The following is a 13,838-nucleotide window of genomic DNA, read 5'->3' on the forward strand; positions in this document are numbered from 1 at the left end:
CTGCATCGTAACGCGCAAATCCCAGCCATTACGGTATGCGGCGCACCGGCACCGGCACATTGCACGCATCGACACCGCCGGCCGGCGTGACAAAGAACGTGTCGCGCCTATTGGCGCGCGCTGCGGCGTAACGCGCAAATGCCTGGCCTTTGGTCGACAGCATCTGATACCCCGGCAGCCCCGGCACATCGCCGCCATTGCGCACGGCAATGATCGGCACGCGCTCGGCCGCGGTCTTGTAAAACCCGATTGGCCCGGTTCCGCGTGGCAGGCTGGACAGCCATTCGATCCCTTCGATCACGCGGCCGACCAGCGCGATATTGCGGTCGAGCTGGCGCGGTGCCTGGCCGATCACGGCATAAAGTTCCGCGCCGGTGCCAGTATCTGGCGGATTGTCGCGGCCGACACCGACCATGCCATAGCAATGCAATGGCCAGGCGTGATCCTTGTCCAGCCCCACCGCCCAGCCATCCACGATCCGCGTTTCGGGCGCATAGGCATCGTGGCCAAATGACGGCGCGGTGGCCGCGCTGGCCGGCAGGGCAAACCGGGCGGCAACGTACGCGGCCTGGCTGTTTTCGATCAGCCCTGCGGGCACGGGCCTGGCGTGCGCCTTGTCATCGCTGTTCGGGTCCCCCCATTGCGCGACGTAGTTGTCCTGCAACCGGTTCACGCTCGTCCCGTCCCACCAGTGCGCCGCGGCCAGCTTGCGGATATTGCCGATCCATCCTTGCGAAAACGGCGCGGGCAGCAACTGGATCACCACGCGGCGCGAATGTCCCGCCGCATCGGACGCCAGATCCATCACTATCAGATCGGACGGCGCAATCGCCACCCATTCGCCCGCAGGCGCCGCCGCCACGATTTCAGGCGGGGATAGCACGGGGGTATCCTGCGCGCGGCTTTCCTGCGCGCAGACCAGCAGCAGGCACGCGATCGGCAGGCGGGGGAGGGGCAGCCGGCAAAAACCGGACCGGGCGAAGCGCGTGGGCGAATATGACATTATCCCGTCATGCCACCGCCTGCGCCCTTGCGAAACCCCTGCCATGCCGCTAGTCGCGCCCTATTCCAGTGCATGCGGAGCGGTGGCCGAGTGGTCGAAGGCGCTCGCCTGGAAAGTGAGTATACGCCAAAAGCGTATCCAGGGTTCGAATCCCTGCCGCTCCGCCATTCAGTCTAAGTTTCTGATATGCAACGATAAATCATCTCAAAACGTGGCGCAATTCCGCCGTTTTTGCGGGTTTTTTTGCGACTCAGAGAATCAGTAAACCACCGCGGTAGGGGCCATTTTTCGGGCATATCTCTGGTGCCCTGGTCGGCACTACGGTTTGCAAATCACCGATTCCAAAGGGAAGGTTTGCGAAGTTGATATTTAAAAATATGCGACCTTACGCCCCGTCGGCCCGCGCTCAAAGATGGCTTGCGAGGGCTAGTCCCGGGCAAACTTCAGCGCCCTTTGGCACGGGCGTTAAGGCACGCCGATGTAACCTGCAGTTTATTATTTGAACCGGTCCCTCGTTGAACTGCGGCTGAGAGACTGCACCTGGGCCGTGTGGCCGGGTAGACCGTTAGGCGGCATTGCACCTAATTTTGGTCGTTCAAGCTGCCGAGCGCCGCTGCTGAAACCGCCCACTCCTAGCGACTGTCGTTAAGGCGCTGGGAATAGCCGCGTGTGGGACATTTCTGCCGGTCTGCGCCGCGACTGGGAACGTCGCGTTGCGCTGACACCGGCTATTCGTGGATTCGCCTAAGCCCTTTCTCATAGGTCCGGGCTGGTTGGACTTTCCCGAGATCTACTGTGGGATTGCGAAAGGGGAGAAGCTGCCCCTTTATCCACGCCCCACCAGCGTCACCAACGTGTCCCAAATGTTTGATCGGTTTCAGTGGTTGCATTTCAAAGCCCTACCGTTCGTCCATCTTCGCGATGCTTTTGCCGGAATGACGGGTGACGTCGGATTGAATCGGAGGTAGTTGTGAAGCAGAGAAAACAATACAACTGAATTGCGCCAGGGGGCTGCGTTGAAGATCTACGCCGTATCGATCGATAATTTCCGGGGCATCAGTTCTACGAAGCTGGTCCTGCCTGACCATGCCGTACTCATCGGCGACAATAACACGGGCAAATCCTCTGTCCTCGAAGCAATAGACCTTGCGCTGGGTCCGGATCGACTGAGCCGGCGCCCGCCAGTCGACGAGCATGATTTTTTCGAGGGCAATTATCTCGCTGTAGCTCCAGCGGCGCCCGAGGAAGGCGCTGAGCCGGTTGAGGGTGCGGACGCCCCCGGTGAGGCGCCGAAAATCACGGTTGAAGTCACCATTATTGGCCTGTCCGAAGAGCAGGAGGGCAGGTTTGGCGTGCATGTCGAATGGCTCAACGTCGCAACGGGCGATTTCTTCACCGATGCCAATCCGGCGGGCGTCGATGCTGTGGACATCAAGGCCGCGCTACGTGTCACCTTCATCGGCGCCTATGACCCGGACGAAGACGATTTTACCGGCAATACCTTCTATTCGCGCAGTCTGACCGAAGGCGACAAGCCCGAGCCCTTCTCAAAAAAGGACAAGCAACATTGCGGCTTCCTTTTCCTGCGCTCGCTGCGCACGGGGTCGCGCGCGCTCAGCCTGGAGCACGGCAGCCTCCTCGACATCATCCTACGCTTGAAGGAAATCCGGCCGCAGATGTGGGAAGGCACGATTGGTGCGCTCGCTGGCTTCGACGTCGCAAGCGATCCGGCGCTCGGCATTTCCGGCGTGCTAGACAGCATCGACAAGTCGCTGAAGAAATATGTGCCGCGCGAATGGGGCGTGAAGCCGCACCTCAAGGTGTCGAACCTGACGCGCGAGCACCTGCGCAAGGTCGTGACCGCCTTCATCGCGACAGGCGACGGTACTCACGCGGCGCCGTTCTTCCGGCAGGGCACCGGCACGATCAACATGCTGGTCCTGGCGATGCTGTCGCAGATCGCCGAGGACAAGCAGAACGTCATCTTCGCGATGGAGGAGGTCGAGACGGCCATCCCGCCCTACGCGCAGAAGCGGATCGTACACGAGCTGCGCAAGCTGGCAGCGCAGTCGATCGTCACGTCGCATTCGCCCTACGTCCTTGAGGAGTTCAAGCTGGACGAGACGGTGATCCTGTCACGGGACAATGCGGGCACACTGAGCCAGGCGCAGATCGCGTTGCCCGATAGCGTCAAGCACAAGCGCTATCGTCAGGAGTTTCGCACCCGCTTCTGCGAGGGCCTTCTGTCCCGCCGCGTGCTAATCGCGGAGGGGGCGACCGAGGCCAGCGCCTTCCCCGTGGCCGCGCGCCGGCTGTCCGAGCTTAATGCCGCGACCTATGCCTCGATCGAGGCGCTGGGCATCTGCATTATTGATGCAGGGACCGATTCGCAGATCGCCGACCTCGCGGGGCTATATAAGGGGCTTGGCAAGCGGACCTTCGGGCTATGCGACAAGCAGACCGATCCGGCGAAGGAGGCGATCGAAGCTCAGGTCGAGCGGCTCTTCATGCACGACGAAAAGGGGATCGAGGATCTGATCCTCAAGAATACGACCCAGGAGGCGCTCGAGCGGTTCTCGGACACGCTCGACTGGCCACCGCACGTTCTCGGCAAATATCCCGATCCCAAGGCCAATCTGATCCCGGCGCTCAAAGAGTATTTCGGTTGGGCCAAGGGCAATTGGGGCATCGCCGATTTTCTGGGTCAGTGTTCCGAGGCCGAGATTCCATCGTGGATCCGCGACGCGTGCATAACGCTGAAGGCCATCTGTGATCCGCCGCCCGCGCCCGTCGCGCCCCCGGCACCGCCAGTACAGCTAGCGCCTCCTGTCCCGCCGCCACCGCCAGCGCCGCCGGCTCCATCAGCTCCGCCCGCGCCTCTGGCCGGGAATGGTGGGCCGGCCGGCCTCGGGCCCGTTACTTAGAGGGCGCCATGATCGACCTAACGCTGGCGCAAAAGGAAGTTCTAACCGCAGAAGGGCCTCAACTCGTCGTCGGCGGTCCGGGCTCGGGCAAGACCACAGTGTCGATCCTGAAGGCGGCGAGGATCGCGCGTGAAAAACTGCGGCCCGGGCAGCGCATCCTTTTCCTGAGTTTCGCGCGCGCGACCGTCTCGCGCGTTTTCGAGGCGATCGACGAAGAGCGGTCATTCACCAAAGAGGAAAAGAAGCGGATCGAGGTCGATACCTATCACTCGTTCTTCTGGCGCATCCTCAAGGCCCACGGCTACCTGGTCGGGTTTCCGCGGCGGATGACGATCCTTACGCCGCCGAACGAAGCGATCGCGCTGTCGTCGATCCGCAGCGGCTTCAAGGCCCCGTCGAAGCTGTCGGACCAGGAAAAATCGCAGAAGGCGGCATTGGAAGTGGCCGAACGCATGCGGCTCGCGACTGAGGAAGGCAAGGTCTGCTTCGATCTGTTCGCCGAGCGCGTGGCCATCCTGCTGCACGGTTCGGTCAAGTTGCGCGAGCTCGTCTCGACCATGTACCCGTTCATCATTCTGGACGAATTTCAGGACACGAGCGCCGAGCAATGGCGCGCCGTCGAGGCGATCGGGAAGAGCAGCACGCTGATCGCGCTGGCCGATCCCGAGCAGCGCATCTTCGATTTCATCGGCGCCGATCCCGAGCGGCTGAACCACTTCAGGGCCGCGTTCACGCCGTCGGAGCACGACCTCGCCGGCGACAATCACCGCAGCAAGGGCACCGATATTGCCATTTTCGGCAATCATCTCCTCACGGGCAAGTTTCGCGACGAACCCTATCAGGGCGTGGAAGCCGAATGGTTCGCGTCGAACCCGGACCAGGCCTATGCCTCGCTTGTCGCTCAGGTGCTGAAGGCTCGGCAACGGCTCCTCGCGCTAGGCCAGCGCGATTGGTCGCTTGCGATCCTGGTCCCCACCAAGCGCATGACGCGTCTGGTGTCCGACAATCTGCGCGCGCCGTTCGGGAACGTGCCGCCGATCGCTCATACGGCGGCCGTCGATATGGAAGGGCCTATCCTGGCCGCCGAGGTGATCGCGTTCCTCCTGCAGCAGCGCAGTCATAATGGCTGCTTCGACGAGTTCGTCGACGTGCTTTGCAGCTTCTTCGACGGACGCGGCGGCGCGAAGCCGACGAAGGGCGACCTGGAGGAAGCCGGGCGGTTCAGGTCCGCGCTGGAAAAGTGGAACGGATGCCTTGCAAAGGGCAAGGCGACGTCGGCCAACAGCGTCCTGCAAGCGACGTTCGCCGTACACCAGGCTGCGAGCGCCTTGGTGCTGACCGGCCAGCCTGATGCTGACTGGACGGCGGTTCGCGCCGCCCTCGAGGCGGGTGGCTGCAAGCGGCTCGTGGAGGTTGCCCAGGAAGCCCGAAACGTTCGCCTGCTGGAACGGGGCATGCAGCTCCGTCAGAGCCTCTCGCAGGATTGGCGCGACACCGGCGCCTACAAGAACGCCCTTGCCATCACGCGTCAGTCATTCGTTCAGGAGCATTTCGCGACGGCGCATAAGCCTGAGTCAGGGGTTGTCGTGATGAACATGCACAAGGCAAAAGGTAAGCAGTTCGACGAGGTCATCATCTTTGAAGGCTGGCCGAAGCGGGCCAAAGGCGAGATCGTGGGTAACCCAGACCGGATCGCCGGCGGCAATGTGAACGCCGGCCGGATGACGCAGGCGCGCCAGAATTTCCGCGTTAGCGTGACCCGCGCGAAGATCCGAACGACAATCATGTCGCCCAAAGACGATGTCTGCGTCCTGCTGATCCCCGTGGAATAGAGTTGAGCGGTGAGCGCTGGCGATCTGAGTCCGGGTGGTGTCATGAGAGAACCCGAATGACAACTTTTGTTAGATTGCAACGTTTGCGCCGCTAGAAACAAACGTCGCAATTCGGTCGTAAGCAGCCGCAGCAAACAAACTCGCCAGCGTGCAGTGGTAAAGACCGAAACTGCGTTTGGAGAGTGCCATCGTAGTCGCAGTAATTCGGCCATCCGCTTATCCTCGTACGGAATGCAAAAAATATCTCTAATTTTCATAGACTTGTGCCGCACGCCTTGCGCGCGAAAGTGGCCGTATGATCGGCGCCGAAGCCCGGGCCAAGGGATTTAACGTGCTGCTGGCGGGCGGGGTCAATCTGGTGCGCGATCCTCGCGGCGGGCGCAATTTCGAATATCTGGGCGAAGATCCGCTGCTCGCCGGGCGCATGGTCGCCGCCTCCATCGGCGGTATCCAGTCGAACCGGATCATCGCCACGATCAAGCATTTTGCGCTCAACGATCAGGAAACCGGTCGTGCCACCGCCAGCGTCGATATGGACGAGGCAGCGATGCGCGAAAGCGACCTGCTGGCATTCCGCATTGGCATAACTGAAGGACGGCCCGGATCGGTGATGTGCGCCTACAACAAGGTCGGCGGGACATATGCCTGCGAGAACCGCTTCCTGCTGACCGATGTCTTGCGCCGCGACTGGGGTTATCGTGGCTATGTCATGTCGGACTGGGGCGCGGTGCATTCGACGGAAGCGCTCCACGCCGGGCTCGATCAGCAGTCGGGCGAAGGTATCGATGCCAAACGCTGGCTTTCCACAGAACTGCCCGCCGCGCTGGCCGAGCACCGGGTAACACCGGGCGATCTCGACACGGCAGTGAGCCGCATCCTGTGGTCGATCGAGGACAATCATCTGGGCAAGACCGGGCCGGTGCCGACCGCGATCGATTATGACGCCGATGCGAAAGTGGCGCTGGCTTCCGCACGCGAAGCGATCGTGCTGATGAAAAACGCGCATGATCTGCTGCCGCTGAAACCTGCGACCCGCTCAATTCTGGTGGTGGGCGGCCATGGTGACCTGGGTGTGCCATCGGGTGGCGGATCGAGCCAGGTGGTGCCGGTCGGCGGGTTTCGCAAAGTCGAATCCCTCAAGCAGGGTGCTGCCGCCATGTTCTCCCGCCGTGCCTGGGGCGGCGCAACGCCGGTCGATGGCTTGCGCGCTGCGTTCCCAGGGGCCGACATCCGCTACCTCGACGGCACCGATCCTGCCGCTGCTGCCAGTGTCGCACGTGCGGTCGATGCCGTGGTCGTGCTGGCGGAAAAATTCAGCACGGAGGCGCAGGACAACGCCGATCTTGGCCTTGGCGACGGGCAGGATGCGCTGATCGATGCGGTCGCAAGCGCCAATCCGCGCACGATCGTTGTGCTGGAAACGGGTAACGCCGTGGTCATGCCCTGGCTGGCGAAAGTGCCGGCGGTGTTGTCCGCCTGGTATGGCGGACAACGCGGCGGGACCGCCATCGGTGAGGTGATCGCCGGTACAGTCAACCCGTCGGGCCGGTTGCCCGTGACGTTCCCGCAATCGCTGGCGCAATTGCCACACCCGGTGCTTCCCGGATCGGACCTTCCGCCGCTCGGGGCAAAGGATCGGGTCGTCTATGGTGTCAATGCCAACAGCCCGCCGTTCACGATCACCTATCCCGAAGGTTCGGACGCGGGCTATCGCTGGTTCGACCGCAAGGGTGAGACACCGGTTTTCGCCTTTGGTGAAGGGCTGTCCTATACCCGGTTCGCCTATTCCGGCCTCAGCGTGCGCGGCGGCAAATCGCTAACCGTGCGGTTTACCGTTACCAACACCGGGTCGCGCCCGGGGGCCGATGTCCCGCAAATTTATGTCACCCTGGCGGGCAAGGCGCGGCGGTTGGTCGGTTGGGCCAAACCGCAACTGCAGCCGGGGGAAAGCCGCAGCATCACGCTGGTTGCCGACCCGCTTGTGCTGGCCAGTTTCGATACGGCCAGACAACGCTGGATCACTGCGCCGGGCACCATCCGGGTCGAACTTTCGCGCTCTGCGACCGATCCGGTACTGACCGCGCAGACCAGCCTGTCCGCCGCCAGCTATCGCCCCTGAAACCGGGCCCGCGAAAGGACCTGCCGTGAGGATCAATCGACGCGAAGCCATCGGGCTCGGGCTTGCCGGGACAGGCGCGGCAACCATGCCAGGCATGGCCCTGAGCCGGGCCGGGGTCGGGCCCGCGATTGTCCAGGCACAGGTCTGCGGGCTGGATACGCCGCTTGCTCTGGGCGATTTGACGCCGCGATTTTCGTGGGCGCTTGCGGGGCAGAGCGGCGCGCAAAGCACTTGGCGCGTTCGCGTGGCGCGCAACGCGCTGGATCTGGCTGCTGCGCGCAATCTGTTGTGGGATTCGGGCCGGGTGGCGTCGACCCAGTGTTTCGACATCGCCTATGGCGGTCCTGCGTTGCCCTCCCGCACGCAGGCGTTCTGGCAGGTCGAAGCGTGGACGGTACCCGGCCACGCTCCGTTGCGCAGCGGCGTAATGCGGTGGGAAACCGGCCTTGACCCAGCCGACTGGCACGCGGACTGGCTGGCCAGCGAAACGCAAACCGCCTCCATCGATCGGCTGGCCGGGCTTCACTGGATCACCGGCGCCGACAGCCAGAAGGCCGGCCAGGCGCGCGCCTTTCGCTGGACCATCGACTTGCCCAAGGCGGGCCCTGTCGAACTGTGCCTGTCCGGGCACGAAACGACCGGTGTCTGGATCAACGGAATGCCCGCGCCGCCACCGCGCGATGGCCCCGCACGCTGGACCGAAATGGCGGTGCGTCCCTTGAACCTGCCCGCCGGCCGAACCGTGGTGGCCGTTGCGGTGAACCGGCGCGTCGGATTTGGCGTGGCGCCCTGCATGCTCACCGCGCTTTTGCGCCACGGCGATGGTCTTGCGCAACGCCTGACGAGCGCGGATGCCGGTTGGAAAGTCGCGCTCGACGCGCCGCCGGGATGGCAGGCCGCCGACTTTGCCGACGCCGGCTGGGCCGATGCGGTTGCCGCGACCGGAAACCTTCCGATCGGGCAGCCCTGGCCGATCGCCCCTGCATCGCGCTTGCGCCGAAGCTTCGTGACATCGCGTACAGTGCGTTCGGCTCGGCTCCATGCCACCGCGCTTGGCGTCTATGACGCGATGATCAACGGCGTTCCGGTCGATGATCGCCGGCTGGCGCCTGAATTTACCGACCCCTCGCAGCGTATCTTGTACCAGACTTATGATGTGACGCACCTGATCCGGCAGGGTGCCAACATGATCGGGTTCGTCGTCGGCGATGGCTGGTACGGATCGCGGTTCAGTACCAGCGGCCGCTTTGCCTTTGGTCCAGCGCCGTGCCGCCTGCGCGCGCAGCTCGAACTGGAATTCGACGACGGCACCACCGCGATGATCGGTACGGGCGCGGACTGGCAAATCGCCGATTCCGAAATCCTCGCGCATTCGATCTATGACGGTGAAATCCACGATGCGCGGCGGGAACAGCCCGGCTGGGCGCTGCCTAGCGCCAGCGATGCCGGATGGCGCACTGCGGTCACTGTGGGTGCGCCGGCGATCGCGGTCGACCCGCAGCGCTGTCCCCCGATCCGGGTACGCCAGACGCTCGCCGCGCAGACGGTCCGCAGGATCGGTCCGGGGCATTTCGTGGTCGATTTCGGGCAGAATTTTGCCGGTGTGGCCCGCCTTTCGGTCGAGGCCGCCGCGGGCACGCGGATCGAACTGCGTTTTTCGGAATTGCTCCATGACGACGGCACCGTCGATCAGGCCAATTTGCGCACGGCGCGGGCGCGCGACATTTATATCGCCGCCGGGCGCGGGCGGGAAACCTGGGTGCCGCGCTTTACCTATCATGGCTTTCGCTATGTCGAAATCACCGGCGTTCCCGATGATCAGGCCGCGTGGCATGTCGATGGCCTGATGACCACGCAAGATCTGGCGATGACCGGCGAATTGCGGTGCGGCGATCCGGTCATTGCAAAGTTCTGGCGCAATTCGGTGTGGAGCCAGCAGGCGAATTTCCAGGGCCTGCCGACCGATTGCCCGCAGCGCGACGAACGGCTGGGCTGGATGGGCGATGCGGAAGTGTTCTGGCCGGCCGCCGCATGGAACATGGACGTTGCCGCTTACACCGCGCGGGTCATGGAAGACGTTCGCCACGGGCAAAGCGCCAAAGGCGCGTTTCCCGATTGTATCCCGCCGTTTGTCCCGACCTTGAAACTGTCGTCGCCGGGATGGGCCGATGCCGGGATCGTGCTGCCCCACACCGCCTGGATGCAATACGGCGACACCGGCGTGATCCGCGCGAACTGGGCCGCGATGGAAGCATATATGAACTGGATCGGGGCCGCCAACCCCGATCACCTGTGGCAGAAGAATCACGGCGCGGATTACGGCGATTGGCTGTCGGTCGATGCGCCGACGAGCAATCCCGGCGCGCCGACCACGCCCAAGGCGCTGGTCGCGACAGCCTTCTGGGCCGAAGACGCGCGCATGATGGCAGCGATGGCCACTGCCATCGGCGATCAAGCCGCAGCGGTGCGGTACCGCGATCTGTTTGCCGCGATTGCGGATGCCTTCCGGCGGGCCTACGTCGGCGCCGATGGCGCGGTCGGCAACGCCAGCCAGACCGGATATGTGCTCGCGATCCGCTTTGGCCTGCTGCCCGACGACCACCGGGCGCAGGCCGGGCAAGCGCTGGCGGCGGACATCACGCGGCGGGGCAATCACCTCTCGACCGGCTTTCTCGGCACGCCGCACATTCTCGACGCGCTGGCGATGTCGGGGCAGGAGGCCATGGCGATCACGCTGCTGTCGCAACGCAGCGCGCCGTCGTGGGGTTACATGGTCGACCATCGCGCCACATCGATGTGGGAACGCTGGGACAGCGACACCAGCGATCCTGGCATGAACAGCCGCAATCATTACGCCTTTGGCGCGATCGGCGCTTTCCTGTTTCGCCGCGTGGCCGGCATCGAGCCCGTGGCGCCGGGCTTTGCCCGCTTACGTATCGCCCCGATCATGGACCCGCGCCTGGGCAGCGGCGGAGCGACCTATCGCAGCGTGCGAGGAACGATCCGCACCGACTGGACCGCGCACGATGGTCGCTTTCGGCTGGATGTCGAACTGCCCGACGGCGTCAGCGCCGATGTCGCGCTGCCCCGCGGAATGGCGGCGCGGGCACAGCCAGGGCCCAATCGCTATTCCGGCGCGCTCTAATCAGGCAAAGATTTCCGCGCGGACCCAGTGATGCGAATTTTTCCCGTTTAAGTTTGACGGGAAATGCCGGTTATTACCCGCCATATCAGCAGTTTGCGCGGCACCGAATTGACCGGAATGCACCGTCCTGTGCCGAGTTCCCGCTTAATCGGCCTAAAAACGGGAATTCCGACCATAAACGGGAATTGGATGCGGAGAGCGGTTCGCGGATGACTGGATCCACCGCTCGGTTTAGGCAATATTTGGCCCAAAATAGCGGGCATTCTCTGCGGCCACTTGTTCGACTACGGAATGACCATTCGAGTCATGGTTTGCCGTGGCGTAGCAAACAGAAGATACGGCACATCGCACCGCCCTGTCAGGTGCAGGCCTTTCACGAAACTGGTCTGCAGTACAGGCGCGCCATTCGCTTTGCTCTGTCTGGCAAAGTCGCATTCCATGGCGCGGACGAATTTACCCTAGCATCGCGCGCCAACGCGTTACCGAAGCTCGGCGTCTACTTGTCACAATTCAACGCCAAGTTATTGCAAACCCATGAGCCTGTTGCACGCAAGTCGATCCAAAGACCAATCGGCCACGAAATATTGACTTGAAAGAGAAATGTTTTTCATCTCTTATCAAGAGACAGGTTCTGGATTCGTACCCGGAAACAGAACTCGCGATCTGTATCGCGCCAATTTGGGATATGCTGCGGGGACATCTTTGCAAAAGCTATAAGGGTAATAAATTGAGGAAATTCAATCGAAATCGATAGTGCAGTCTGTTCGTTCGGCCCAGTCGACGTTGAAACGGCATTTGATCATACCAATGGTGGGCGTTGGCAGTGATGGGTTGTGCCATGTCGGTTCTAATGGGGCGTTTTTATAAAATCATCAGCTTCAGACTGGATTTGGAAGCTGGTTTCAAAAAAACATTTCGGATGCAACGCAGGGGCGCAACTCGCTGGCGCAAGCCGTTAAAGGGGCTTGTCGCGGTAGCTACTTACTAAGCGGGGGCTTATGAATCGTACGGATAAATTTGTTTGCGCGGGCCTCTTTTCGGCGCTTGCGGTCGCGGTGCCGACGGCCAGGGCGCAAATCGCTCCTCCGCCGCCCGCAATCACCGCGCCGCAGGGTTCGTTGCCGACCAAGCAGGAAGCCAATCCGGATGTCCCGCAAGGTTCGCGCGAACGAGCGCGCGCAAGCGTGAACGAGAATGGCGGGTTCCAACCCGGCCCGTGTTCGATATCCGACTCGAATTTGAAGGTTTCGATCAGCCAGGTGCAGTTTACCGGATTGGGCGGCGGGAACGGTGAGCCGCTGGCGCCTGAAATTGTACGATTGCTGCAAGGGATCGGAAGCGAACTGGGCAAGCCCGGTGCGGCACCTGCAACCATCAAGCTCGTGTGCGAATTGCGCGATGAAGCGAATTTTAGGCTGCGTCGCGCGCGATACGTCGCAGCGGTCCAGATCCCGCAGCAGACCATCGACAATGGCGTGCTGCGGCTCGAGGTCATTTCGGGCAAGATTGTCGATGTTCATGTCCATGGCGATGCCGGGCCGTTTGAAAAACTGATCCTCAGCAAAATTGCGGCACTCAAGCGTCTGTCGCCGCTGAATGCGGCCGATGCGGAGCGCATATTGCTGGAAGCCAACGACATTCCCGGCCTGTCCATCCAGATGGGATTGTCGCCTGCGACGTACAATGCGAAACCTGGCGATCTGATCGGCGATATGAAAATCTCGTACCGTCGTTTCAGCGTGATCGGCAACGTTCAGAATTACAACAGTTCGCTGCTCGGACGCGAAACGGTCTACGCGCGGATCGAAGCCTACGATCTGCTGGGGCTGAACGACCGCGCCTATATTGCCGGGTCAACGACGTTCGATTTCAAGAAACAGCGCACGATCCAGGCGGGCGAAGACATCACGCTCGACGCTCAAGGCGATCACCTGTCGCTGGCCGGAACCGTTGCGGAATCGCGACCGGCGCTGCCCTCGCTCGATCTGCGCACGGTGTCTGAGATCGGCAGTGTTGCGGTCGATCATCCGCTGCTGCGGTCCTTGTCCGCCAATGCCAGGCTGACCGCCGGCTTTGAATTTGCGCAGCAGCGGACCAAGGTTTATCTGGCCGATGTCGGGACGCCGCTGAACCTCGACCGGGTTTCGACCTTTTTCATGCGCGTCGATGGCGACACGCGTTTTCTGCGTGCGGATGACAGCCGGCTGGCGCTGCTGTCCGGATCGCTGGAATTGCGCAAGGGCGCCGATATTTTCGGCGCGACGAAAAGCGGGCAAACGGTCGGCGGCTACAGCCCTTCGCGCTTCTACGGCAGTTCGGTGCCGTTCATCGTGCGCGGCAACATCTCGGGCGTGCTCGATATCGGCAGTTTTGTCGAACTGGCGAGCACGGCGCAGGGGCAATGGGCCAACCGCGAACTTCTCAATTACGATGAATTCGCACTGGGCAGCCTGACCATAGGACGCGGATACGACCCGGGCGCCAACACCGGCGACCGTGCGCTGGCCTCGGCGAACGAATTCCGGCTCAACAAGCCGCTGACACCGCGGACCACCGCGCAATTCTACGGGTTTTTCGACTGGGTTCATCTGTGGAATCTCGACCCGTTCACCACCGCGCCCAGCACGATCCAGCGCTCGGTCGGGGCGGGCGTGCGTCTGATCATGACCAGCGGCCTGAAGCTCGACTTCACGTATGCGCGCCCGCTCGATCCGCCGATCCTGGGGGTCAACAACAAGCAAACCGCGCCGGCGCGGTTCATGTTTTCGCTGACGGCGCAACTGTTTCCGTTCGGTATCAAGTTTTAAGCGCGGGT

At 62.5% G+C, this 13,838-nt stretch carries 6 protein-coding genes, 1 tRNA gene and 1 pseudogene; 7 read left to right on the plus strand and 1 reads right to left on the minus strand.

All coding sequences use genetic code 11. From position 1 onward, the window contains the following. Positions 1 to 28: 28 nt before the first annotated feature. Positions 29 to 1,003, minus strand: a complete 975-nt coding sequence (locus ACOOE2_RS09140) for a peptidylprolyl isomerase (RefSeq protein WP_420382703.1) — start codon at positions 1,001 to 1,003, stop codon at positions 29 to 31. A gap of 76 nt (positions 1,004 to 1,079) precedes the next feature. Here ACOOE2_RS09140 and ACOOE2_RS09145 point away from each other — a divergent pair. The 7 genes and pseudogenes from ACOOE2_RS09145 to ACOOE2_RS09175 all read left to right on the plus strand — a co-directional run bounded on the left by ACOOE2_RS09145 (position 1,080) and on the right by ACOOE2_RS09175 (position 13,830). Beyond that, positions 1,080 to 1,170, plus strand: a tRNA-Ser gene (locus tag ACOOE2_RS09145). A gap of 849 nt (positions 1,171 to 2,019) precedes the next feature. Next, entirely contained in the window at positions 2,020 to 3,927 is a 1,908-nt protein-coding gene (locus ACOOE2_RS09150) for an ATP-dependent nuclease (protein ID WP_420382704.1), read from the plus strand. 8 nt (positions 3,928 to 3,935) lie between these two features. Beyond that, on the plus strand, positions 3,936 to 5,759 hold the full coding sequence (locus tag ACOOE2_RS09155) for a UvrD-helicase domain-containing protein (RefSeq protein ID WP_420382705.1): 1,824 nt from the start codon (positions 3,936 to 3,938) through the stop codon (positions 5,757 to 5,759). Between the two features lie 283 nt (positions 5,760 to 6,042). Continuing rightward, positions 6,043 to 7,458: pseudogene (locus ACOOE2_RS09160) on the plus strand (glycoside hydrolase family 3 protein); the annotation flags it as partial. Between the two features lie 123 nt (positions 7,459 to 7,581). Continuing rightward, on the plus strand, positions 7,582 to 7,878 hold the full coding sequence (locus ACOOE2_RS09165; RefSeq protein WP_420384586.1) for a fibronectin type III-like domain-contianing protein: 297 nt from the start codon (positions 7,582 to 7,584) through the stop codon (positions 7,876 to 7,878). A 25-nt stretch (positions 7,879 to 7,903) separates the two neighbouring features. Then, on the plus strand, positions 7,904 to 11,023 hold the full coding sequence (locus ACOOE2_RS09170) for a family 78 glycoside hydrolase catalytic domain (protein ID WP_420382706.1): 3,120 nt from the start codon (positions 7,904 to 7,906) through the stop codon (positions 11,021 to 11,023). 998 nt (positions 11,024 to 12,021) lie between these two features. After that, positions 12,022 to 13,830: a ShlB/FhaC/HecB family hemolysin secretion/activation protein gene (locus ACOOE2_RS09175; protein WP_420382707.1), complete on the plus strand. Its 1,809-nt coding sequence runs from the start codon at positions 12,022 to 12,024 to the stop codon at positions 13,828 to 13,830. Positions 13,831 to 13,838 lie beyond the last annotated feature (8 nt).

This window comes from Novosphingobium sp. (assembly GCF_965214355.1).
In the GTDB taxonomy this organism is placed as follows: domain Bacteria; phylum Pseudomonadota; class Alphaproteobacteria; order Sphingomonadales; family Sphingomonadaceae; genus Novosphingobium.